The 22,646-nt window shown below is 49.6% G+C and carries 21 protein-coding genes; 3 read left to right on the top strand and 18 right to left on the bottom strand.

The window, feature by feature from the left end; all coding sequences use genetic code 11:
* Positions 1-25: 25 nt before the first annotated feature.
* From msrA to parE, 7 genes are all read right to left on the bottom strand, one after another.
* Complete coding sequence (msrA, locus tag ACKTSF_RS02665; RefSeq protein WP_407886382.1) at positions 26-550, bottom strand: peptide-methionine (S)-S-oxide reductase MsrA; 525 nt, start codon at positions 548-550, stop codon at positions 26-28.
* 12 nt (positions 551-562) lie between these two features.
* Positions 563-1,012 carry a peptide-methionine (R)-S-oxide reductase MsrB gene (gene msrB, locus ACKTSF_RS02660; RefSeq protein ID WP_407886380.1) on the bottom strand — a complete coding sequence of 150 codons (450 nt, stop codon included), beginning with the start codon at positions 1,010-1,012 and terminating at the stop codon, positions 563-565.
* Positions 1,013-1,270: 258 nt separating this feature from the next.
* The gene (locus ACKTSF_RS02655) at positions 1,271-1,846 is read right to left on the bottom strand and encodes a matrixin family metalloprotease (RefSeq protein WP_407886378.1); all 576 of its coding nucleotides are present in this window, start codon (positions 1,844-1,846) and stop codon (positions 1,271-1,273) included.
* A 148-nt stretch (positions 1,847-1,994) separates the two neighbouring features.
* Positions 1,995-2,924, bottom strand: a complete 930-nt coding sequence (locus ACKTSF_RS02650) for a manganese-dependent inorganic pyrophosphatase (RefSeq protein WP_407886376.1) — start codon at positions 2,922-2,924, stop codon at positions 1,995-1,997.
* Positions 2,925-2,966: 42 nt separating this feature from the next.
* Entirely contained in the window at positions 2,967-3,926 is a 960-nt protein-coding gene (locus ACKTSF_RS02645; RefSeq protein ID WP_407886374.1) for a LysR family transcriptional regulator, read from the bottom strand.
* A gap of 148 nt (positions 3,927-4,074) precedes the next feature.
* Entirely contained in the window at positions 4,075-6,522 is a 2,448-nt protein-coding gene (gene parC / locus ACKTSF_RS02640; RefSeq protein ID WP_407886372.1) for a DNA topoisomerase IV subunit A, read from the bottom strand.
* A gap of 23 nt (positions 6,523-6,545) precedes the next feature.
* Positions 6,546-8,522 (bottom strand): DNA topoisomerase IV subunit B, encoded by a 1,977-nt coding sequence (gene parE, locus ACKTSF_RS02635; RefSeq protein ID WP_407886370.1) that lies wholly within the window; start codon positions 8,520-8,522, stop codon positions 6,546-6,548.
* Between the two features lie 275 nt (positions 8,523-8,797).
* On the opposite strand from parE, the gene plsY reads away from it, so the two are divergent.
* Positions 8,798-9,421 carry a glycerol-3-phosphate 1-O-acyltransferase PlsY gene (gene plsY, locus ACKTSF_RS02630; protein ID WP_407886368.1) on the top strand — a complete coding sequence of 208 codons (624 nt, stop codon included), beginning with the start codon at positions 8,798-8,800 and terminating at the stop codon, positions 9,419-9,421.
* Positions 9,422-9,473: 52 nt separating this feature from the next.
* Here the strand turns inward: plsY and ACKTSF_RS02625 are convergent, their stop codons facing one another.
* The 4 genes from ACKTSF_RS02625 to xerC form a co-directional block, all read right to left on the bottom strand.
* Positions 9,474-10,349, bottom strand: coding sequence for an aldose 1-epimerase family protein (locus tag ACKTSF_RS02625; RefSeq protein WP_407886366.1), 876 nt, complete (start codon positions 10,347-10,349; stop codon positions 9,474-9,476).
* Between the two features lie 90 nt (positions 10,350-10,439).
* Positions 10,440-11,852 (bottom strand): ATP-dependent protease ATPase subunit HslU, encoded by a 1,413-nt coding sequence (gene hslU, locus ACKTSF_RS02620; RefSeq protein WP_407886364.1) that lies wholly within the window; start codon positions 11,850-11,852, stop codon positions 10,440-10,442.
* A gap of 19 nt (positions 11,853-11,871) precedes the next feature.
* Entirely contained in the window at positions 11,872-12,414 is a 543-nt protein-coding gene (hslV, locus tag ACKTSF_RS02615) for an HslVU peptidase proteolytic subunit (RefSeq protein WP_020088639.1), read from the bottom strand.
* A gap of 20 nt (positions 12,415-12,434) precedes the next feature.
* Positions 12,435-13,337 (bottom strand): tyrosine recombinase XerC, encoded by a 903-nt coding sequence (xerC, locus tag ACKTSF_RS02610; protein ID WP_407886578.1) that lies wholly within the window; start codon positions 13,335-13,337, stop codon positions 12,435-12,437.
* Positions 13,338-13,671: 334 nt separating this feature from the next.
* On the opposite strand from xerC, the gene ACKTSF_RS02605 reads away from it, so the two are divergent.
* Both ACKTSF_RS02605 and ACKTSF_RS02600 read left to right on the top strand, forming a co-directional pair.
* Positions 13,672-14,766, top strand: coding sequence for a DUF2087 domain-containing protein (locus tag ACKTSF_RS02605; RefSeq protein ID WP_407886362.1), 1,095 nt, complete (start codon positions 13,672-13,674; stop codon positions 14,764-14,766).
* 1 nt (position 14,767) lies between these two features.
* The gene (locus ACKTSF_RS02600) at positions 14,768-15,439 is read left to right on the top strand and encodes a chloramphenicol acetyltransferase (protein ID WP_407886360.1); all 672 of its coding nucleotides are present in this window, start codon (positions 14,768-14,770) and stop codon (positions 15,437-15,439) included.
* Positions 15,440-15,936: 497 nt separating this feature from the next.
* Here ACKTSF_RS02600 and topA read toward each other — a convergent pair whose 3' ends face one another.
* The 7 genes from topA to ACKTSF_RS02565 all read right to left on the bottom strand — a co-directional run bounded on the left by topA (position 15,937) and on the right by ACKTSF_RS02565 (position 22,611).
* Positions 15,937-18,048 carry a type I DNA topoisomerase gene (topA, locus tag ACKTSF_RS02595; protein WP_407886358.1) on the bottom strand — a complete coding sequence of 704 codons (2,112 nt, stop codon included), beginning with the start codon at positions 18,046-18,048 and terminating at the stop codon, positions 15,937-15,939.
* 132 nt (positions 18,049-18,180) lie between these two features.
* Positions 18,181-19,074, bottom strand: a complete 894-nt coding sequence (gene dprA, locus ACKTSF_RS02590; RefSeq protein WP_407886356.1) for a DNA-processing protein DprA — start codon at positions 19,072-19,074, stop codon at positions 18,181-18,183.
* A gap of 27 nt (positions 19,075-19,101) precedes the next feature.
* Positions 19,102-19,887, bottom strand: coding sequence for a ribonuclease HII (rnhB, locus tag ACKTSF_RS02585; protein ID WP_407886354.1), 786 nt, complete (start codon positions 19,885-19,887; stop codon positions 19,102-19,104).
* The gene (gene ylqF / locus ACKTSF_RS02580) at positions 19,880-20,743 is read right to left on the bottom strand and encodes a ribosome biogenesis GTPase YlqF (RefSeq protein ID WP_407886352.1); all 864 of its coding nucleotides are present in this window, start codon (positions 20,741-20,743) and stop codon (positions 19,880-19,882) included. Before ylqF ends, rnhB begins: the two co-directional genes overlap by 8 nt.
* Before the next feature lie 40 nt (positions 20,744-20,783).
* Positions 20,784-21,005 carry a YozE family protein gene (locus tag ACKTSF_RS02575; protein WP_125700778.1) on the bottom strand — a complete coding sequence of 74 codons (222 nt, stop codon included), beginning with the start codon at positions 21,003-21,005 and terminating at the stop codon, positions 20,784-20,786.
* Positions 21,006-21,020: 15 nt separating this feature from the next.
* Positions 21,021-21,623 carry a YpmS family protein gene (locus ACKTSF_RS02570; RefSeq protein ID WP_407886350.1) on the bottom strand — a complete coding sequence of 201 codons (603 nt, stop codon included), beginning with the start codon at positions 21,621-21,623 and terminating at the stop codon, positions 21,021-21,023.
* Between the two features lie 58 nt (positions 21,624-21,681).
* Positions 21,682-22,611 carry a GDSL-type esterase/lipase family protein gene (locus ACKTSF_RS02565; protein ID WP_407886348.1) on the bottom strand — a complete coding sequence of 310 codons (930 nt, stop codon included), beginning with the start codon at positions 22,609-22,611 and terminating at the stop codon, positions 21,682-21,684.
* Between the last annotated feature and the right edge of the window lie 35 nt (positions 22,612-22,646).

The following is a 22,646-nucleotide window of genomic DNA, read 5'->3' as shown; positions in this document are numbered from 1 at the left end:
CTAATTGTAATGCACAACTAGACAGTTAGTCTTGCCATTTTTTCGCGATAAACGCCTGGCGACCACCCATTTCTTCAATCTGGTAACGGAATGGATTCTTGCGGTAGAAATCCTGATGCTCGTCTTCAGCCGGATAAAATGGCTGGGCGTCCTCGATGCTGGTCACGATTGGCTCGTCAAACTGACCGCTATCAATCAACTTTTTCTTAGACGCCGATGCAATTTGACGTTGTGTGGGGCTATTGACGAAAATGACTGGTCGATAGCTGTCGCCACGATCCTGAAACTGGCCACTGGCGTCGGTTGGATCTGTTTGATGCCAATAGATGTCAACCAGATTAGCATAACTGATCACAGCTGGATCAAACGTAATCTGTACAGCTTCTGTATGCCCAGTGGTATGGCTGGCGACCTCGGCATACGTTGGATTCACAGTGTGACCACCGGTGTAGCCGGAAATGATCGACTGAATGCCGGGTTGCGTATCAAACGGTTGCACCATACACCAGAAGCATCCGCCAGCAAAAATTGCCGTTTCTACCTGTGTCATGAGTGTGCCTCCTTAATTTTGATCGGGAAATAATTGTTGGAAGTCGTGGTAGCCACTCTCTTCGAGCTGATCAACGGGGATAAACTTGAGGGCCGCCGAATTAATACAATAGCGTAAGCCCCCCGCTTCCTGCGGCCCATCGTTGAAGACGTGGCCAAGGTGTGATTTGGCCTCGCTACTACGAACTTCCTGGCGTACCATGCCAAATGAACGGTCGGCGTTTTCCCTGACGTTGGCAGCAGCAATGGGTTTGGTAAATGACGGCCAACCGCAGCCTGCGTCATACTTGTCGGTCGAGCTGAACAAGGGTTGCCCACTGGCCACATCCACGTAAATACCAGGTTCATAAAAGGCATCATACTTACCGCTAAAAGCCGGTTCCGTTGCGGCATTCTGGGTAACGGCATATTCTTCCGCAGTCAAACGAGCCTTTAAATCTGCTTGAGAGTCTTCTTGTTTCATTCCGGTTCCTCCAATCAATTGTGCACAACTTTTTACTTATTTCCAGTTTACGACTCTTGGGGCAAAAGGCAATTAATTTGCCTAATCACCTTTGAATTTTTCCGTGGCGCTTAACTTGTCGGCCGTGATGTTCAAACCTGTGTCATTGACTCGTTGACACAGAGATACAGATATTTAGGCGTTAATTCAAAAAACGTCGGCCCGTAATGAGTCGACGTTTATCTTCTATTCTACTTTTGCTGCTCTACTTCGCACTGACTAACTTGCCTGCCCAGCCGGTGTTTGATAACGGGCCTTAACGCCATTGATATCAACCTGCTGAATGGCAACCGAGCGATTCTCGTAGTACATGACGCTGTCTCTTGACGGGTTATGGGCAAGTCCCATGGCGTGACCCAGCTCATGTTCAGCAACGTGGGTGTCATCCGACTTGGAATAGCCATAGTCATGTAGCAGTTCTGGATTTAACTCGGAATTGATCTTAAACAGGTAGTCATGCCGGGCCCAGAACTCCGTTAACCCAACATCCTTTCCAAGTTGTTGTGACTCACTCTTTGTTGCCGTCGTCAGCTTAATCTGAGCTGACTTGGTGGAAGCGAGTTTAAACGTGAACGCCCCGGTTCTGTTCCATGCCCGAATGGCCGAGCGCCAAATCCGTTGATAGTAAGCCGATTTGGTGGTAATTGCATAGGTCGCATGATTCGTGACAAACCTTTCAGGTCCAAACGGTGTTGTAGACGCTGCCAACGCCACAGCACCACCGATTTGGCTGACAAAAAGACCAATCGTAACCAACACCATCACGATTTTTCGATACCAAGCACTTCTTGTCATGCAAAGTTCCCTCTCTCTTACAGGGAAGATGCCTAACGGCTACCATCGGCCCGTATTATATGCGGGTTACCTAAAAGTTGCGACAAAAACGCTCCCCGAAGGCATAATTTCTTCGAGGAGCGTTCTAATTTATTGTAAATTTACCGAATTAAGCGTTGAAGGCGTCAGTCAATGGTGGCACAACTTGCTTCTTTCGAGAAACTACGCCAGGTAAGCTGGCACGGTTGTTGTCGAGTTTAGCATTGAAGGCTTTTTCAACGACAGCCTTAGGTTCACCGGCAACGATGAGCTCGGAGTCGCTGTTCAAGACGTTGGTTGCCAAGGTAATGAATAAGTCATAACCGTCCGCAGCAATTTCAGCATTCATTTCCTTTTCCAAGCCAGCTTGACGTGAAATAACGTCATCCAAGTCGACCGTGTTGATTTGGCCGATCCGAACATTGTGACCGTTCATTTCGAAAGACTTAGCGTCACCATCAATCAATTCCTTATCACTCTTAGCAGCCAGGTTAGTCCCAGCTTTTAACATCGCGATACCATAACTTTGAACGTCGATGTCGGCAATTTCAGCCAAGGCACGAACGGCTTCGCGGTCCTTATCCGTCGTCGTTGGGGATTGTAATAACAACGTGTCGGAGATGATTGCGGAAAGCATCAAACCAGCCAACTTAGCTGGAATTTCGATCTTGGATTCGTCGAACATTTCCGTCAGGATGGTGCTGACACAGCCCACTGGTTCTGCCCGGTAGTACAAGGGCGCATCCGTATGAAAGTTGGCAATCCGGTGATGATCAATGACAAAGGTTACTTGAACCTTGTCCAAATCGCTCACACTTTGTTGGGCCTCGTTGTGGTCCACCAACATCACTTGGTCAACTTCGTTTGAGACCGTCTTAACGACCCGTGGTGCTGGTTCGTCGAAGTGATTCAAGACATAGTTGGTTTCCATGTTAGGTTCGCCCAAGGCAACGGCCTCAACGTCGTAACCGCGTTGCGTTTGGTAGTAGGCAAAAGCCTTGGCAGCCACAATGGCATCCGTATCAGGATTTTGGTGACCGAAAATTAATGCTTTACTCATTGGTAAAAAACTCCCTTAATCAATAAATTTTTTTGTTTAAATTTACTTGTTACGCAATTGTTTGAGGCGCGAAATGTAATCGTCGGTATGCAAGTACCGGTCAAACTGCGCTAAAAAGTGACTGATCCGCGGAATCTCTGCTTTACCCTTGCGGAAAACAAAGGCTAAGTCGAAGCGAATATTGGGATCAAAGTGAGCCGTCCAAGTCTCTGGCAGGTTATCTTGACCAACCATAAACGAATTAGGCAGCGCCGTTGACGCCCCAGTTTGCATTGAGAAATGCAGTAACTGTGTCGGTGTCGTAAAGTTAGCAACACCCTTGGGAAAATCAGCCAATTGATTCTTGTAGGATTCGTGAATTGTCTGATTCAGGTAGTAACCATCGGGATACATGGCCCATACGTTAGCCGTAGTGTCCTTGAACTTGATCCGGTGTTTCTTAGCCAATTGCTCATCGTGATGGATAAACAACAGGTCATCCGAAATAATCTTCTTGGACTCGTACGGTTTCCAATTTTTGATGGAGTCATCAGGTAGGTACATGATGGCCAAGTCAATTTTATTGTTTTCCAACCGCTCCCAAATTTCCTTCCGGGTTAACATGTGGAAGGAAATCTTGAGTTCGGGGTTACTTTGGTAAGACAGGATAGCAAAATCCTCAAAGACGGCATCCTCGACCGAAGCCAAGAGGCCAATGTTGATTTCACCCTGCGTGGCACTGGTGGATTGCTGAATCTCATCCGTTGCCTGGTTCAGAATGGCATAAATTTTGTGCGTGGCGTCTAACATGGTATAGCCAGCGTCCGACAACCGAAGCTTCTTCCCGACTGAGTAGAAGAGCGGTGCCCCCACCGTTCGTTCTAGCTTCTTTATCTGTTGGGTCAGAGCTGGTTGGGTAATCCCCAAAATTTGAGCAGCCTGCGTATAATTCATGGTTTCTGCGAGTTGTAGAAAATACGTCAGGGTTTTAGAAGAAAAGATGCTTTCTTGTTTCGTCTTCATCCGCGTTTACTCCTTATGACTGGCGTGACGAACCGTCTAGCCGACACTACGTCAGCCTAATAGTAACTATTAATCTCTATAATAGGCTGTTTTGTATGAAAGCGCAACGATTACTGTTTGCAAATCCCCTCACAGCCACCTAAGATCGTTAATCCAACACCAATTCAGCAGGTTTGACGCGTAGTGAGAGCGGTGTGCCTTCTACGTCAGTATCGACCACGAATGATCCGTTTGAATAACGACCGCTCAATGGATGTTCCATCGGCAAAACATCATGGGTCCGTTCACGACTCGTCATAATTTCCAATGGTGGATTACCGGCCGGAATCGTCATGAAATCGACGACCCGATGCGGATCGCGCTTCAACTCACGAAGCACAATAACGCCTCGACGGGCACGACTCGTCACGGAGATTTCCTTCATTGCCAGGCGCTTAAAGCCCCCACGCTGGGTAATTAACGCAATCGTGTCGTTATCGGCAACCAAGGCCAGATTAACGACTTCATCGTCGTCTCGTAGATCCATCGCGCGGACACCAGTCGTCCGGGCACCATTAATGGAAACCTCATCGACCGCATAGCGAAGTGCGTAACCGTTCTTAGAAATTAAGAGAATTCCCTTCTCCACGGGTTCCGTCAGGTATTTCACCTGAACAACCTGTGCGTCATCGTGCTTGAGCTTCTCGTAAATGGCGGCCCGACTCTTATAAGTCCGACCAGGCGTCAAATCACTGAAGGCCGTTTGCTTCACGTAACCGTCACTCGTCGCAATTAAGAAACGTCCCGGCTCTTTCAGTGTCTTAAAGGCAAAGGTCGCAACGATTTCTTCATCGTTGGCTAAGCCAATTGTTTGAGAAATGTGCTCGCCGGTTTCCTTCCACTTCACATCACTGATCTCGTGGACGGGCCGGTAAATCAAGTTACCCTTGCTGGTAAACATCATGAGGTGATCCAGCGTACTGAGCTTTTTCATGAAAATTGGGTAATCTTCATCCTTCAGCCCATTATCCTGGGGATCCGAAGCCGTGTAGGAACGAACACCGGAGCGTTTCAGGTAACCATCATGACTGACCAAAACGACAACGTCTTCATCGGCTACCGTAACTGTCGTCTTGATCTTCAGGTCTTCAATCTTATCCTGAATCTCAGTCCGGCGAGGGTTCCGATAGTTCTTAGCAACATCCTTCAACTCTTTACGCAGAACCGCGTTAAGGGTCTTGGGTTCGGCCAAGATCTTATGATCCTGTTCGATAGCCGCAGATAATTTATCCGATTCGGCTTGAAGCTGTGTCACGTCGGTATTGGTCAACCGGTACAGTTGCAAGGCAACGATGGCGTCCGCTTGCTTTTCAGAAAAATCGTAAGCGCTAACCAGGTTGTCCCGAGCATCACGCCGATCTTTGCTAGCTCGGATGGTTGCAATCACTTGATCCAGGATGGACAATGCTTTGATCAGACCAGTGACGATGTGCTGCCGGTCCAAGGCCTTCTGCAGCTCGTACTTAGTCCGTTTCGTAATCACATCACGTTGGTGTTCCAAGTAAGCTGTCAGAATCGTCTTGAGGCCAACATGTTCTGGCCGCATGTGGTTAATTGCAACCATGTTGAAGTTGTAGGTGATCTGTAGTTCGGTATTTTTAAATAGATAGTTCAGGACACCTTGAGCATCGGCATCACGCTTCAGTTCAATGGCGATACGCAGTCCGTCCCGATCGGTTTCGTCCCGCACTTCGGCAAGGCCTTCAACCTTTTTATTGAGACGGATCTCATCGATCTTTTTGACCAATTGGGCCTTGTTTACTTCGTATGGGATTTCGGTCACAATAATCTGGCTCTTGTTCCCACGTAAGGGTTCAATCGCTGTCTTGGAACGGACAACGACCCGACCACGACCAGTCTCATAGGCCTTAACGATACCGTCTTTCCCCTGAATAATGCCACCGGTAGGGAAATCTGGCCCCTGAACAAAGGACATCAGTTCTGCCAACGTCGCTTTAGAATGACTCAACAGGTAAACTAGAGCGTCTACAACCTCACCCAAGTTATGCGGCGGAATATCCGTTGCATAACCGGCCGAGATACCCGTTGACCCATTGACTAATAGGTTGGGGAAACGGGCTGGTAAGACGGTGGGCTCGTATTCGGTGTCATCGAAGTTGAGGACCATTTCAACCGTATCCTTGTCAATATCCCGCAGCATTTCACCGGCCAACTTGCTCAGCCGAGCTTCGGTATACCGCATGGCAGCGGCCGGATCCCCGTCCATCGATCCATTATTCCCATGCATTTCAACTAGAGGTTCACGAACCTTCCAGTCCTGGCTCATCCGTGTTAGAGCTTCATAAATTGAGCTGTCACCATGGGGGTGAAAATTACCCATGACGTTCCCAACAGATTTAGCTGATTTTCGGAAGCCCTTGTCATAGGTGTTGCCATCCTTGTTCATAGCAAATAAAATTCGCCGCTGAACAGGCTTTAAACCATCTCGAATATCTGGTAGTGCCCGCTCTTGAATGATGGACTTGGAATACCGGCCAAACCGGTCACCCATCACTTCTTCCAAAGTTAATTCTTGAATATTCTGTCCTTCACTCACGAAAGTTGTGCTCCTTTCACCGGTTATTTATCCGTTGATTCTGTCGGTTCTGCGGATTCTAGGAGACTGGTATTATCGTCCTCTAGCGTAAATTGAACGTTGCTTTCAATCCACTTCCGGCGTGGTTCAACCTTGTCACCCATCAACGTTGTGACCCGGCGCTCGGCTAAGGCTGCATCGTCGATCTGGACTCGAATCAGTGTGCGTTTCTCGGGATCCATCGTGGTATCCCACAGTTGCTCGGCGTCCATTTCACCCAGCCCTTTGAATCGTTGCAAGTTGTAGCCGTGATTCTTGATGAGCTTGGTCTTCTGATCAAGTTCATCGTTAGTCCAAGCGTATTCGATCGTTGACTTCTTACCAGTCGTCTTGATCCGATACAATGGTGGCAGAGCAATGTAAACCCGGCCAGCATCAATCATGGGCCGCATGTACTTGTAGAAGAAAGTCAATAGTAGGATCTGAATGTGCGCACCATCATCATCGGCATCGGTCATAATAATAATCTTGTCATAGTTGGCATCGGCGATGTTAAATTCAGTACCGACACCTGCACCAATCGTATAGATCATGGTACTAATTTCTTCGTTTTTCATAATATCAGGTAACTTGGCGCGTTCCGTGTTTAGCACCTTCCCCCGCAGTGGCAGGATGGCTTGAAACTTCCGGTTGCGGCCCTGCTTAGCTGAGCCACCGGCAGAATCCCCTTCGACTAGGAACAGTTCATTCTTAGCGGAGTTCTTGGATTGTGCGGGGGTTAATTTCCCGGAGAGTAGTCGTTCATGTTTCTTGTGGCGCTTGCCATTACGACTCTCATCACGGGCCTTACGTGCAGCTTCACGCGCTTGACGGGCCTGGGTCGATTTTCGAATCAACATCTTCCCAAAATCCCCATTTTCCATGAGGTAATACCCCATCTGTTCACTGACGATGCTGTCAACCGTTGCTCGTGCTTCGGGCGTTCCCAGCTTTTCCTTAGTCTGTCCTTCAAATTGCAACAGATTTTCGGGAATCCGCAGCGAAATGACCGCAGACAGGCCTTCACGGACGTCAGTACCTTCGAGGTTTTTATCGCGTTCCTTGAGCAATCCAACTTTTCGGGCATAGTCATTAAAGGCTTTCGTCCAGCCGCTGCGCATCCCAACTTCATGGGTTCCCCCATCTTTGGTCCGGACGTTGTTCACGAACGACAGGAGGTTTTCAGTGTAGCCGTCGTTGTATTGCGCAGCGACCTCGACCTCGATACCATCCTTCTTGCCATCAAAGTACATCACGTCACCGAGAGTATCCTTGTCTTCGTTAAGGTAGCTAACGAACTCCTTGATCCCATCTTCGAAATGGTACTCTTCGGCCTTTTCTTGCCCCTCACGTTCATCGGTCAGCGTAATCTTTACGCCTTTGAGTAGAAACGCCGATTCGCGGAGCCGTTCTGAGAGCGTATTAAAGTTATAGACGGTCGTCGTGAAAATTTCACTATCCGGTTTAAAGGTCAATGTGGTCCCATTGTGAGCACGCGTATTGCCCTTCTTTTCCAGGGTACCTTGGGGGTGCCCCCCCTTGGCGAATTTTTCCTGGTACCGAACGCCATCGCGTACAATGGTCACGGTCAGCGAACTGGAGAGGGCGTTGACCACGGAAGCCCCCACCCCGTGGAGTCCCCCAGAGGTCTTGTAACCACCTTGGCCGAACTTACCCCCGGCATGTAGCACCGTTAAAATAACTTCAGGTGTGGGAATACCGGACGCGTGCATGCCCACAGGCATACCCCGACCATGGTCGACGACGGTGATACTGTTGTCCTGGTGGATGGTAACGTTGATTTCCTTACCGTACCCGGCCAGCGCTTCATCAACGGCGTTATCGACGATTTCATAGACCAGGTGGTGGAGACCCCGGCCGTCAGTGGAGCCGATATACATCCCAGGACGTTTACGGACAGCTTCCAATCCCTCCAAGACTTGGATGGAGGAATCGTCATATTTAGGTTTTGCTTTCGCCATGCGTAAATCCCCTTTACTTTTACTAGATTTAAAATTGCTTTTACGATACCCTTTAGTTTACCTCAATGCGAACGTATGTTCAAATGAATCGTACAAATCGCATGGGGTGGGTTTTCAGTAACCACATTATCATACCACAGGAAACTAAAAGCTGGCTAGTTTCCTGATATAATTGGCGTAATGCGTAAAACATGCTAAAATATAGAGCAGCTTATTAGTGACGGTCGCCACCCTAGCGATGGTGGCTGTCGGGAGAAAGAGCGGAGGAATTACGCGTGAAATTAATTGGGTTACTCATTGTGGCCTACCTCTTGGGGGCCATTCCAAACGGCGTCTGGGTGGGTAAGACATTCTTCCATACCGACATTCGCCAGTCTGGTTCCGGTAATATTGGGACAACCAATACTTACCGGGTTCTCGGGCCATATGCTGGGACGGTCGTGATGGTCCTTGATATTGCGAAGGGAACGGTCGCCACACTGCTCCCCACTTGGGGGCACGTGACCACAATCTTTGGTACCGCGACACCCCTCTTGTTCGGGCTGTTTGCGGTTCTCGGTCACACCGTGTCCGTCTTTGATCATTTCAAAGGAGGCAAGGCGGTGGCCACCTCAGCGGGGATGCTACTGGCATACAACCCGTTGATGTTTGTGATTGCAGCTGGACTGTGGGTCAGCCTAATCTACTGGACGAGCATGGTCAGTTTGGCCAGTATGATTGCCTTTTCGCTGATTACCTTGATCTCACTAGGGTTTCACGACTGGTATCTGACCGGCATCGCCTTTGTATTGACGGTATTCGTCTTCTACCGCCACAGAACCAACATTACCCGGATCAAGAACGGGACGGAATCACTGGTGCCATTCGGTCATGGCTACCAGAAACGTCACGCTAAATAGGATACCGAAGGCTCTCAACGACATTCGTCGCTGGGAGCCTTTTTCTTATGATTTAAAAGTAAGTAATTTGATAGCTCGCCTTAAAGGAATCCTTACCCGCTAATTTCTGGATGGCAACCTTCGTATTCAGGTCGCCCGTTGCTTGGGCATCATCTGCCAGGCCCCACCATGGTTCTAAGCACACGAACGGTGCTTGCTTGGGATACGGTGACCAGATACCCAGATATGGCGCAGCGACTGTCAGTGCAATACCGTGGTCGTCTGCGGGTGTGCTGAGCATGACTGTCGTCTCATGGTTGTCGAGCGTCAGAACCTGCGCGTCGTGATCGAACAGATCATGTGTCAAGGCTAATGGCTGATGGAGATCAAGTGGTACAGCATGGGGGGTATCGCTGTACGGTCCAACCAATGGGACACGTTGATAGGTCTGTTTGGGTGAAACGGTCACATTGTAATCAGTAAAGTCGGCTAAGGCACCGCCAAAGGGCACGTTGAAGCCAGGATGGGCCCCAAACGAGAAGACCATTTCTTCATCGGCTGGATTCGTCACCGTCGCGTTGACTTTGACCTGGTGATCGACCAATTCGTAGGACAGGGTCAGGATGAAGTCTTGCGGGTAAAGTGCCTTAGTCGCGTCGTCAGCAGTCAATTCAAGGCTAACCTGCGTGTCGGTCTGATCGATAATCGTAAATTCACGATCACGTGCGAAACCGTGCTGAGTCATGTGGTACGTTTCCCCATTTAATCGGTACTGATTATCCTTTAACCGGCCGACGATAGGAAAGAGAATCGGTGCGTGACGGCCCCAGTACGCTTTGTCGGCCTGCCACATGTATTCCAAGCCACTCTCATTATCCTTAACACTGGTCAATTCGGCCCCTAACGGATTGATTTTCACCGTCAGATAGTCATTCTTCAACGTGATCATCACAATTCCTCCCACATTAATCTGTTACCTCTTATCATACCTTACACCACGCAAAAGAGCCAAGACAACTGTCCTGGCCCCCACATACGTTTATAGGATGTACCGTGATAAATCCTTGTTCTGAACGATGTCACCGATCTTATCGTTAACGTAACTTTCGGTAATCGTGACGTCGCCTGTCCCCATGTCAGGTCCTTCATAGAGCAGATCTTCCAGGAGCTTTTCCAGAACGGTCTGTAGCCGCCGAGCCCCAATATTTTGGTTCTCGTGGTTCAGTTCGAAGGCCAATTCGGCAATACGTTCGATGGCCTCCATCGTGAAGGTTACCTTGACGTTGTCGGTCCCAATCAAGGCGATGTATTGCTTGATCAGAGCATTGTTCGGTTCGGTCAAGATCCGCACGAAGTCTTGCTTGCTGAGGTCGTTTAATTCAACCCGAATTGGGAAACGGCCTTGCAATTCGGCAATCAAGTCACTGGGCTTGGATTCTGCGAAGGCGCCAGCTGCGATGAAGAGAATGTGATCCGTATCGATGGTCCCATACTTCGTCTTAACTTGCGTCCCTTCAACGATTGGCAGGATATCACGTTGGACCCCTTCACGGGAAACGTCGCCACTGTTCTGGCCACTGCCCTTGGTGATCTTGTCGATTTCGTCGAGGAAGATAATGCCAGTGTTTTCAGCTCGCATGATGGCATCGTGATTGATGTCGGCGTTGTTGACCAACTTTTCTGATTCTTCACTGACCAAGATTTCACGAGCTTCGGCGACCGTGACCGTCCGCTTGATCCGCTTCTTAGGCATGATAGACCCCAAGGTATCATTCAAATCAATACCCATTTGGCCCAACATATTGTTGTCGGTTGCGCCAGCCTGCTGTGGGTCATCCATTTCGAGTTCGACCGAGTGGTTTTCAAGCAGGCCCTTGTTGAGTTGTTCCGTTAAGGACAGGCGTTCGTTACGAATCTCATCGGTAACTTCTTCCTGTTCGCTAGGCGCCGCTGGCATTTGGCCATTTTGCATCTGGGAGAACATGTTCATCATGTTTGAAAAGTCGTTGTTGTTCTTGTTTTCCTTCTTCTTAGCTGGGGCCAACAGCTTAACTAAACGCTTGTTGGCAGCCTGCGTGGCATCGGCACGGACATTCTTGAATTGGTCCTGCTTTTCCATCGCAACGGAGACTTCAACCAAGTCACGAACCATGGATTCCACGTCGCGGCCAACGTACCCAACTTCAGTAAATTTACTGGCTTCGACCTTGGTGAATGGGGCGTGCACGATTTTAGCTAACCGCCGGGCAATTTCAGTTTTCCCAACCCCGGTCGGTCCAATCATCAGCATGTTTTTAGGTGAAATTTCTTCTTGCATAGCGGCATCAAGTTGCATGCGCCGGTAACGGTTCCGTAAGGCAATAGCAATGGCCTTCTTGGCTTCATCTTGACCGATAACGTATTGGTCAAGTAAGCCGACAACCTCTTTAGGTGTTTTATTAATTGCGTCCACTATTCTCAGTCCTCCAGATTTAAAGTTCTTCAGAAATGACATTTTCGTTTGTAAAGATATCAATCCCACCTGCAATATGGATGGCGCTTTCGGCAATTTCCTTAGCGCTCATTTCCTTAGCGTGGTGGTGTAAAGCCGTTGCTGCGGCCAAAGCAAAGTTCCCACCAGAACCGATGGCCAAAATGTCATCGTCGGGGGCAATGACCTCACCGGAGCCAGAGACTAGGAGCATTTCGTCCTTGTCCATGACGATCAGTAAGGCTTCTAACTTTTGTAAAGCTTGGTCGGAACGCCACTGCTTGGCAAGTTCAACGGCTGCCCGTTGCAGGTTACCGCTGTATTCGTTGAGTTGACCTTCAAATTTTTCTTCCAGGTTAAAGGCATCGGCGACACTACCGGCGAATCCGACAACGACTTGGTTGTTGTAGATCCGACGAATCTTGTGGGCGGTTCCCTTCATGATAACTTTTTCACCCATCGTCACTTGGCCGTCACCTGCCATGGCGTTATGGCCGTTGTGACGGACGGCACAGATGGTCGTTGCTTCAAATTTTACTGGCATAATTATTAGTCTCCTTATGATTACTTCGGTTGGTCCTTGTCTTCAGTTGCACGGGGAAAGAATTGACGATAATCCCGTTGGAGGTGTTCTCGCGTCACGTGCGTGTAGATCTGCGTGGTCGAGAGGCTGCTGTGACCCAGCAACTCCTGAACCGACCGTAAGTCTGCCCCGTTATTGAGCAAATGTGTGGCAAACGTGTGGCGCAACATGTGGGGATGAATATCACCAGTCAGGCTGCTGCGCTTGATGACCTGATTGAGCAGATACGTCACGCCCGCTGGGGTCAGTTGCCCCCCATGGGCATTGATGAAGACGTAATCGTGTTGCTGATGATATTTGGCCATCAAGGGTGTCCGGGCTGCTGTGAAATACGTCTCCAGCGCATCGCTGGCGTAATGGCCAAACGGGACGTAACGTTCCTTATTACCCTTCCCGTGAACTAGCATGATCCGGTTGTCAAAATCTACATCGCGCAGGGTCAGGTTGACACATTCACTGACCCGGATCCCCGTCCCGTACAGAATCTCCAGCACGGCAGAATCACGCGTAGCCAACTGCTGATTGGAATTACCCGCGGCAGCCGTGAACAGTGCCGTCATTTCCCGTTCATAGAAGAAACGGGGCAAGTGGCTCTGGTGATGCTTGAGCTGAACATAGGCGAACGGGTCGTCTTTGGCCAGACCGTTACTCATCAGAAAGTTGTAAAACGACCGTAGCGTTGATAGCTTGCGGGCAATTGTGGTCCGGGCATAGTGGTGATCGTACAAGTCACTGAGGTAGACCTCCACATCGAGCTGGTCGATCTCTGCCCAGGGTTTCTCACCCCCGTTAGCCTGTAGAAAGTGACTGAATTCAGCTAAGTCTTCCTGATAGGCCTTCACAGTTTCAGGTGAATATTGGCGCTCACCACTCAGGTAAGTCATGAATTGTGCGACTGCTGAAGCCACGGCTGACACCTCCTGTACGTGTTAATGCTAGCAAACGCGCCCTAAAAACTCAACTAACTCATCAGAAATGTTGTAGACGGCCCCATTTGGCTAGTGTGTTGCGGCTGATGGCAATTGGCAGTTGCTGCTATTTTTGAAAAGCAAAGATTATTTTGTTTATGGTTTTTGTAAACAATGAGGGACACGCTTAAATCCACATATTGCCAAAGAAATACGGCGTTTTTAGATATTTTTTAATAATATATTCAAAAATAGTTGTTGACATTATCCGTAAACATTTGTAAAGTAGATGCCACTGGAGGGATTCGACATGAACCTAGGCGATCTGACACTAACTGAAATTGAACAGGGCTGGCACGAGACGGATGCGGCCTATATCTGTAACACTTGTGATGCAACGTTTGCCAAGGATCAAGTCTTCCCGGAAGACGACAAGTTCTATCCGGCAGCGACCATGATTCGGCATCATCTTGCGGCCGCACACCCCAATTCGGTGGCCACCTTGATCCAAAACGACACTAAATATAATACCTTGACGGCCAAGCAACGCGACCTGTTACTGGCATTCGTTCAGGGGCAGAAGGACGCCGCAATCGCCGAAGAAATGGGCATTGCAGCAGCAACTGTGCGTCATCAAAAATTTACTTTCCGTGAAAAGGCCAAACAGGCCAAACTCTACCTCGCAATCTATGAACAGGTCTTCAATCAGCCAGCAACTGCCGATCAATTGGTGACATTACCCGATCAAAAGGGACAGGAGGATGACCGTTTTAACATCACCACTGCTGAATATGATCAGTTGGTGACGAAGTACTTTACGTCCACCACCCCCTTGAAACTGGCACGGTGGCCCAAGCACCAGAAGGCCATCCTGGCTGTCTTAAAACGGATTAGCCTAACGCTGCCAGCGACTCAGCATTTGACCGAACAGGCGTTGACGGCCAAATTAAAACCGATCTATGCCGATTATCCCTTGTTGCGCCGCTATCTGATTGACTACGGCTTTCTCAGCCGGACAGCGAGTGGCAGTGATTATTGGCGAAACCCTAATGATAAGGAGTCACACATGAATCACAAAGAAATTACTCAAAATTACAAGGCGGCACCAACTTTCTATGGTGTGATTCAGATCAAAAATAAGCAGAATGGTAAGACCTTCATCGATGTTGCACGCAACATTCACAATCTCTGGGGGTACTATCAAACCAACCTAAACGGCAACTTCTACCACGATACCGCGCTTCAGGCGGATTGGAATGACCTAGGGGCGGATGCGTTTACCTATAGCGTTCTTTGGAAGGCCGATGTCGCTGAGGTTGATAATCTCCGGCAAGCCCTCAAGGACCTCAAAGCCAAGTGGCTAGAGAAGTGTCAGCCGGCGTATAACCAGTCAGAAAGGACTTAATATGACACCCTTAAATACACACAGTACCCCTATCGACTTGGCCACGTGGCCACGGCGCGAATACTTTTATTATTTCACCAAAATGATGCCAACCGGTTTTACGTTGACCGTTGACCTAGACGTCACGGCCACTAAGGAGTGGCTGGCGGCACGTGACCTCAAATTCAATGCGGCCTATCTCTACCTCGTCACGAGGATTATCGCACAAACACCTGAGTTCAGAGTCCATCGCGATGATGCTGGTCAACTCCGGCACTATGACGTCCTCCATCCGGCCTACTCGGTCATGCATACGGATGATCACAGTATTTCCAGCCTATGGACGGCCTACGATCCGAACTTCAAGCAATTTCATCAAAACTACCTGGCCGATCTGGCCGAATATGGGGATCAACGGACGCCGATGCCCAAGGCCCCGCAGAGCGAAAACACCTACATGATCGGTAGCATTCCCTGGACTCACTTCACCAGCTACACACCGCTCCCCTTTACCCCACTGAATACCTTCTTCCCGGTTATCCAGGCGGGAAAGTTCGAGCAGGAGGCCAAGCGGTGGCAAATGCCCCTGTCCCTAACAATTCATCATGCAGTGGCGGATGGCTACCACGTGAGTCAGTTCCTGGAACAGCTTCAGCTAGCCTTCGACCATCCGGAGACTTGGCTAGCCAGCTAGGATTTGACGATTATTTTTAAATGAGTGTGAAACACGTTTTGACAATATCGTTAAATCAACGGTTTGTATAAAGAATATAAGCTTGTTTTGCTAAGGCAATCCATCTGACGGACGATAAGTCTCTTCTTTGAAGAAGCGGCTTATCGTCTTTTTTTGTTATGAATTACAGGATTATATTTGCTAAATCAAAGGTTGAAAGTCCAAATGCACCTAGAAAGGTTCAGCTAACAGGGGTTCAAAGCGAGCTGGCAGACTGCTTTTCAGGCTGACAGCGTCCTACCCACAGCGTTCCAGCCTAAATTTGGCGAACGGTAAGCCGGCTGATTTAGACGACGTTGTCTAATTGTAGTCTCAGCATCATTGGTGCAACAGTCATAATTCGTATTTTAGACCTTTCAACTTTCAGTTAGTTATAAGTAGCAGGCAAAAAAAGGCGTTGACCCGCGAAAGGTCAACACCAGTGAAACAGATTTAAATTTTAGAAGCGATGAGGCACGCTACTTTTGTGGGGCTTCCTCGTAGTCGCCGTTTGGACAAACGATCTGAATGCCGCCACGAATCTTCTTAGCAACCAGGTAGTGACCATCCTTCGGGCAATCACGACCGACTGGCTTGTCCCATGAGACAAAGTCACAGTCAGGATAACGGGAACAACCGTAGAAAATCCGGTTCTTCTTGGACTTGCGCTCGATAACTTGGCCCTTATGACAAACGGGACAAACGACACCAATTTCCTTCACAATTGCCTTAGTATTCCGGCAATCTGGGAAACGGGAGCAAGCGTAGAACTTCCCGTAACGTCCCATCTTAATGACCATTGGGGCACCACAGATATCACAGTCAAAGCCAGCTGGTTCGTCACGGATCTGAATCTTTTCGATGGCGTCCTCGGCATGGGCAACTTCAGTCGAGAATGGCTTGTAGAAGTCGTCAATAATCTTGACCCAATCCTGTTTGCCTTCTTCGACGCTATCTAGTTCGCCTTCCAAGTCAGCCGTGAAGCCGACATCGACGATATCTGGGAAGTAGTCGTTGATGATATTATCTACGATCTCACCCAGTTCAGTGGGCTCAAACCGTCGACCGACCAACTTAACGTAGTACCGACGTTGAATGGTATCCAGTGTTGGGGCGTAAGTCGATGGCCGACCTACACCATTTTCTTCCAAAGCCTTGATCAAGTTGGCTTCGGAGTACCGTGCAGGTGGCTGCGTGAAATGTTGTGCCGGATCAGTCTTGGCCAACTTAACACGGTCGCCGATCTCAAGGTCAGGCAGGAGGTTATCCTTTTCCTTACCGTCTTTGTAGATCTTCAAGAACCCTTCAAACTTCATCTTGGACCCGTTGGCACGGAACGTCACGCCATTTTGGTTCAAGGTTACGGCCATGGTATCCATGATGGCGTTGGTCATTTGGCTGGCCACAAATCGGTTCCAGATTAATTGGTACAACCGGAATTGGTCCTTGTTCAGACGTTCCTTCAGACTGGCTGGCGTCCGAAATACGGAGGTTGGTCGAATGGCTTCATGGGCATCCTGGGCCCCTTCAGGCAACTTCCCTTTGATAGGCTTAGTTGCAGCGTATTCGGCACCGTATTTCTCGTGAATGAAGGTTGAAGCCTCATGCTTAGCGATATTGGAAATTCGTGTCGAGTCGGTCCGCATATAGGTAATGAGCCCCTGTGTGCCTTCCTTACCCAAGTTGATCCCTTCGTAAAGCTGTTGGGCGGCCATCATAGTCTTCCGGGTTCGGAAGTTTAATTTTCGGTTAGCGTCCTGTTGCATGGAACTTGTGGTAAATGGTGGTTGTGGCGAACGCTTCCGTTCCTTCCGTACCACGTTGGTAATGTCGAAGTCACCCTTCTTGTCCAACTTTGCCAGTACGTCTTGAACGGCAGCGTTGTCCTTCAGACCAGCCTTTTTTCCGTTGAGGCCGTAGAAACTGGCGCCAAAGGTACTTCGGGATTTCTTGAAGTCAGCATCGATCGTCCAGTATTCTTCGGGCTCAAAGGCTTTGATTTCCTTCTCTCGCTCGATAATCAGTGACAGGGCGATGGATTGCACCCGGCCGGCACTCAACCCTTTTTTAACCTTTTTCCAGAGCAGTGGTGAGATGGAATATCCCACCAGCCGATCCAGAATTCGGCGGGCCTGTTGCGCATTGACTAAGTTCATATCGATCGTACGGGGCGTCTTAAAGGCTTCCTTGACGGCGTCTTTGGTAATTTCGTTAAACGTGACCCGGTTCTTGTCGTTGACGTCCAGATTCAGGATGTGCGCCAAGTGCCAAGCAATTGATTCTCCTTCACGGTCAGGGTCAGATGCGAGGTAGACGGCTTTGGCCTTCTTGGCTTCAGCGCGTAACCCCTTGATCACATCGCCCTTACCCCGAATGGAAATGTAATGCGGGTCGTAGTTATTATCGAAGTCGATTCCCATCGAACTCTTAGGTAAATCTCTGACGTGGCCGAGACTGGGAACGACCTTATAAGTCCGCCCCAAATATTTTTCAATCGTCTTGGCTTTAGCCGGTGATTCCACAATAACTAATTTTTTTTGCGGTTTCCGCCGCTTCTTTGTACTAGCTTTCGCTTTTGACTTAGTCGGCAAATCACATTACTCCCTCGGTTGGTAGGGGATAAAGCCCCGCTGAACGCGCTTCCTTACCCCTACTTACTTGTTTTTACGACGAACGTAGTGTTCGTAATTTTTTCACTATAATCCCACTCATGGTATTTCAAGTCAGGGTACCTTGTCAACTAAAAGTTCTTCTATTATATGTTCAGAATTCAAGATTGGCTTTGCCCCAGCGAGAATTAATTCGTTGGTACCAACGGAATTTTTGCCATCAATCATTCCCGGAACGGCCAACACATTTCGATTTTCCTGCAAGGCAATATTCGCCGTAATGAGGCTTCCGGAGTGATGGGCCGCCTCGACGACCAATACACTCTGGGCCAGACCGGCAATGATGCGATTCCGTTCGGGAAAGTGATGACGGGCCCCACTTGTCCCCCACGGATATTCCGACAGGATCAATTGCTGATGGGCCAATGTTTCCATGAGATCCCGATTGGCGGCTGGATAGCATTTATCCAGGCCCGTACCAATCACCGCAATCGTTGTCCCCCGGTGTGCCAGCGCCACCTGGTGAGTCAGGGTGTCGACACCCTGGGCCAATCCTGAGACCAGGCACACTCGCTGTTCGACCACAGCCGGTAAAAGCAAACGCATGGCCCGCAACGCGTAATCTGTCGGTTGACGCGACCCCACCACCGCTAATTGCGGCGCTTGCAGACGTCGGAGGTCGCCCAGAAAATAGAGGGCGAGCGGTGGGACATACGTTTCTTTTAATTGTGCCGGATATGCGGCGTCAGCAATCGTCAGGCAGCCACTGTGCGTCAAATTCTCCGTCACCGTATCGTTCATATCTCGGCTGAATAGTTCCAGCTGCAGGGCATTCGTTACGGCAGTGGTCAGCACCAAGTCATCCGAGAATCGAGAAACCACGGCCGGGTCAACACGGTGAATCTCCGGGTGTTCGGCCAGCCACCGCCAACAGGCATTAGCGGTTCGCTGTCCGACTCCGGTCACCAAATTTAAGCGCATGAAAAAATCACGAAGTGTCAGTTGCAAGTTAACAACCTCCTAGTCTCTTTAAGACTAACTCCGTGATTGAGCAGCAATTATTTTTTGAACGGGCGAAAAAGTTTTTCGATGAATTGGGGTAACGCCCCGATCAGCAAGTCCCGCAAGGTGTTCGGCCGTTCCATAACCGGCATTATTTTTGAATCCATACCCCGGATACAACCGATCGTAGGTGGCCATCAGGTGATCTCGATAAACCTTGGCAACGATACTGGCCGCAGCAACACTGGCACTCTTGGCATCGCCCTTGATCAGTCGCGTTTGTGGCAAATCAACGGGAATCTGCATGGCGTCAACGATCAGGTGTTGCGGTGCGACGCCTAGACCCAGGACCGCCCGTTGCATGGCCACCCGGGTTGCCTGATAGATATTGATCTGATCGATCAGCTCGTTGCTACCAATGCCAATACTAACGGCCGTCGCCTGTGCGAGAATCAGTGGGTACAATCGCTCGCGTTCCTTAGGCGTCAACTGTTTGGAATCGTTGACCAGTGGAATGTCGAAGTCCTGCGGTAAAATGACCGCACTCGTGACGACGGGACCTGCTAACGGACCACGTCCCACTTCGTCGATACCAGCGACCAATTTTCCCATCGCCCACAGGTCACGCTCATAGTGCAAGCGCGTCTGAAAGGCCATCTCAGCTTCTGCCTGCTTGTTTAAGCGCCGTTTGATCTGCGCCAGGAGCAATTGAGCCCCTTTGCGTGAATCGGCCGCCAGCACGTCGAGACGGGGGTCTGTGAGACTGGTAACGTCTGCTAAGTCCTGCTTGAGGGTGATGAGGCTGGGTTGCTTAGTCATTATCCCCGTCGCCTGCCTCTGGTGCACGATCTAACGTAAACCCACCAAGCTTCTTGTGTCGAGCGTCCAGGATCAAGCGTTCACTGGCCCGCAGGTAGTCATCACGCATGCCTACCTTTTCCGTGATCTTTAGCAGCAAGTCCACGTCGTTCAGGTCGAGATCAGCTTCAGCTAAATGGTACCGGTCAATCAGGGCCGCACGATGGTACTTGCGGAAGAAATTCAGTGCAAACAGGGCAACGTCGTCCTTGGCATAAAGCTTTTCCTTGATAGCGCCAGTGACCGCCAATTTTTGCGCGGTTTCCTGATCCTTGAACTTGGGCCAGAGAATACCGGGGGTGTCGAGCAACTCCAAATGCTTATTGGATCGCAGCCACTGTTGGCTTTTCGTGACACCAGGGGTATCGCCGACCTGTGCAGCTTTACGATTGACCAGGTGATTCAGCAACGTGGACTTCCCCACGTTTGGCACCCCAACGGTCATGGCACGGATGGGGCGTTCCTTGAGGCCTTTAGCCTGTTCAGCGGCTAGCTTATCAGACAGGATAGCCATGGCAATCTTGGTAATCTGCTTGGGGGTCACGTTGGCCCGAGAATCGATAGCAAACGCCGATTGGCCTTGCGCGCGATAATAATTTAACCAAGCCGCTGTCTGTTGCGGATCAGCCAAGTCTTTTTTGGTTAAGATAATCAAATGTGGCTTGTTCTTCGCAATCCGCGCTACTTCGGGATTACGTGAAGAGGCCGGAATACGGGCGTCGACAAGCTCAAAGACGATGTCGACCAGGTGGACGTTTTCTTCCATCTGCCGAATTGCTTTCGCCATATGCCCTGGGAACCATTGGATGATGCTCATAAATTTCCTCCTTGGATGTTACCTAAATGCTGATATTAGATTAAGCCAATGCCGCCAAATACATTTGCCAGGCGTCGTCAAAGATCGTCATCGATGGCAGGTATGGCGCGTTTTCCTCAAGATACTTGGATAAGGAATCAAATTCCGTATCCTGTTTGGGAAACGAGCTGTCGAGAAAGGCATTATTGGCAAAAGTTGCGACGGGGTCGTAGCTTTCTGGATTACGTTGGGTCATTAAATATTGGTAAAACGTCTTGGGCATGAAGTGCCTCCTTAGTTAGTCTGGAATCCGCGCTTGGAAGACGAACTTTCCGGCACCAGACATATCGATCTTTTTAGCGGCATACGAGAGTTTCTTCCCGTTACCGATGGCCGTGAGGTGAAGTGTGGCGGTCTTCTCGCCACTGTTCATCGCGACCCACTTAGGCAGTGGATAGTTCTTCGCAATGTAACTCATGACGAAGCTCACCGGTACGGGCAGTGACCCAATCGAGAGCTTCTCGGCCTTCAACTGCACGTCTCCTGAGGATAACACGGTCGGCTTGAGGAGTAAAACAAAATTAACGTTGGCGCCCAGCACCTTCGTTGATCCCGTCAGGATAGCGTGGTCGGTCACCTGAAAGCTATACTTAATGTCTTGGCCCTTTAGAGATTTGTTAACATAGTAATCGGCGAGCGCATTGACCTGTTTCTTATTCAGGGTAACGTCAATGTTGGTGGTCTTCGTGGCAGGGGTGGCTGTTGAAGCGACCTTAGTCGTCCCCAGGGCTTTGACCCCCACCGTAATCATCGCAATGACCAACACGGCGACCAGGGCCAGGAAGCCCCACTTCCACCAATTTCGTTGGGTTTTAACTTTTGGTGCTGAATGACGCTGCATAATAGATAATTCCTCCTCGTTTCAAACTAGGCACGTTTGCTGTCGGTATGGGGTCACGCTACTTGAGCAGCCATTGCTCGTGGGCCTGCATTTCTTTGAAAACGTAGCGTGTCATCAGTCGGTACCCCTTGGCATTTGGGTGGAAATGATCCGCTGGTGACAGGTAATCATTCAACTCATCGCTCGCGTTACTTGCCAGAATCGTTTCTTGGAAAGTCTTCGTTGAGATCTTTCCGTTATTGATGTCTTGCGACTTACGTTTCAGCTTGGCTTGTTGCGTGGCAGACTTGAATTGACCTACTGACAGTGGCCGGCTAATGTCAACCATGTACAGGTTCTTGTAGGATTTAGCCGTCTTAGTCGTCGTTGCGTTCCAGTCATCAACGGCGTTCGTGACCTGGTCAATGTTGGCAAAGTACACGTAGACCGGATTGTAAATGGTATACAGGAAGATTGGCGCCGTTGGATTGTACTTACGCACCGTATTCAGTAGACGTTTGAGCTTATTCTGATACGTAACTTGTGCGCTATCCAGTTGCGTGTTGAGTTTCGACTGCTGATTGATTGTAACATTTTTTGTCAGCGTCTGGAGCAGGTCGTTGCCGCCGACCGTCATCACAATGGCCTGTGATTTTTCGACCTGTCGTTGCATCGGTTTACTATCGACCAAGCGCTTCTCAATCTGATCGCTACGGTCGCCGGACTTGCCATAGTTGTGCATGACGACCTTGACCTTATCTTTCTTATGAATCATGGTCTTCAATCGACCGGAGTAGCCTTTGTTATCGGTAGTATCGCCGACCCCTTGCGTCAGTGAATCGCCGAGTGCCACAACCCGGACAACTTTTCGCCGATTAACGGCGTTGGGATGCGGTCCGTTGAGCGTCGTCCGCGCGCCTGGGTGCCAGTATGTTAAGACGGCCAGGATAACGAGGACGATCAGTAGGGCGACCCCCACAATCTTACTGAGTCCTTTTGCATTTTTCATAAGAAATCCCCCCTCGGGATAAAGAAAAAGCGGTG

This window comes from Levilactobacillus muriae, assembly GCF_045862015.1.
Taxonomy (GTDB): Bacteria; Bacillota; Bacilli; order Lactobacillales; family Lactobacillaceae; genus Levilactobacillus; species Levilactobacillus muriae.
This window is presented reverse-complemented; position numbering and strand designations above follow the sequence as displayed.

What these genes read in the sequence shown, in the direction of transcription:
- hslV (WP_020088639.1), bottom strand. Translation starts at nt 12,414, where the DNA reads ATGCCAGTAAAATTTGAAGCAACGACCATCTGTGCCGTCCGTCACAAC.
- ACKTSF_RS02570 (WP_407886350.1), bottom strand. Translation starts at nt 21,623, where the DNA reads ATGCAGCGTCATTCAGCACCAAAAGTTAAAACCCAACGAAATTGGTGG.
- rnhB (WP_407886354.1), bottom strand. Translation starts at nt 19,887, where the DNA reads ATGACTAAGCAACCCAGCCTCATCACCCTCAAGCAGGACTTAGCAGAC.
- ylqF (WP_407886352.1), bottom strand. Translation starts at nt 20,743, where the DNA reads ATGAGCATCATCCAATGGTTCCCAGGGCATATGGCGAAAGCAATTCGG.
- ACKTSF_RS02600 (WP_407886360.1), top strand. Translation starts at nt 14,768, where the DNA reads ATGACACCCTTAAATACACACAGTACCCCTATCGACTTGGCCACGTGG.
- xerC (WP_407886578.1), bottom strand. Translation starts at nt 13,337, where the DNA reads ATGACTTACCTGAGTGGTGAGCGCCAATATTCACCTGAAACTGTGAAG.
- ACKTSF_RS02575 (WP_125700778.1), bottom strand. Translation starts at nt 21,005, where the DNA reads ATGCCCAAGACGTTTTACCAATATTTAATGACCCAACGTAATCCAGAA.
- ACKTSF_RS02605 (WP_407886362.1), top strand. Translation starts at nt 13,672, where the DNA reads ATGAACCTAGGCGATCTGACACTAACTGAAATTGAACAGGGCTGGCAC.
- ACKTSF_RS02565 (WP_407886348.1), bottom strand. Translation starts at nt 22,611, where the DNA reads ATGAAAAATGCAAAAGGACTCAGTAAGATTGTGGGGGTCGCCCTACTG.
- msrB (WP_407886380.1), bottom strand. Translation starts at nt 1,012, where the DNA reads ATGAAACAAGAAGACTCTCAAGCAGATTTAAAGGCTCGTTTGACTGCG.
- parE (WP_407886370.1), bottom strand. Translation starts at nt 8,522, where the DNA reads ATGGCGAAAGCAAAACCTAAATATGACGATTCCTCCATCCAAGTCTTG.
- ACKTSF_RS02645 (WP_407886374.1), bottom strand. Translation starts at nt 3,926, where the DNA reads ATGAAGACGAAACAAGAAAGCATCTTTTCTTCTAAAACCCTGACGTAT.
- ACKTSF_RS02625 (WP_407886366.1), bottom strand. Translation starts at nt 10,349, where the DNA reads ATGATCACGTTGAAGAATGACTATCTGACGGTGAAAATCAATCCGTTA.
- ACKTSF_RS02655 (WP_407886378.1), bottom strand. Translation starts at nt 1,846, where the DNA reads ATGACAAGAAGTGCTTGGTATCGAAAAATCGTGATGGTGTTGGTTACG.
- ACKTSF_RS02650 (WP_407886376.1), bottom strand. Translation starts at nt 2,924, where the DNA reads ATGAGTAAAGCATTAATTTTCGGTCACCAAAATCCTGATACGGATGCC.
- msrA (WP_407886382.1), bottom strand. Translation starts at nt 550, where the DNA reads ATGACACAGGTAGAAACGGCAATTTTTGCTGGCGGATGCTTCTGGTGT.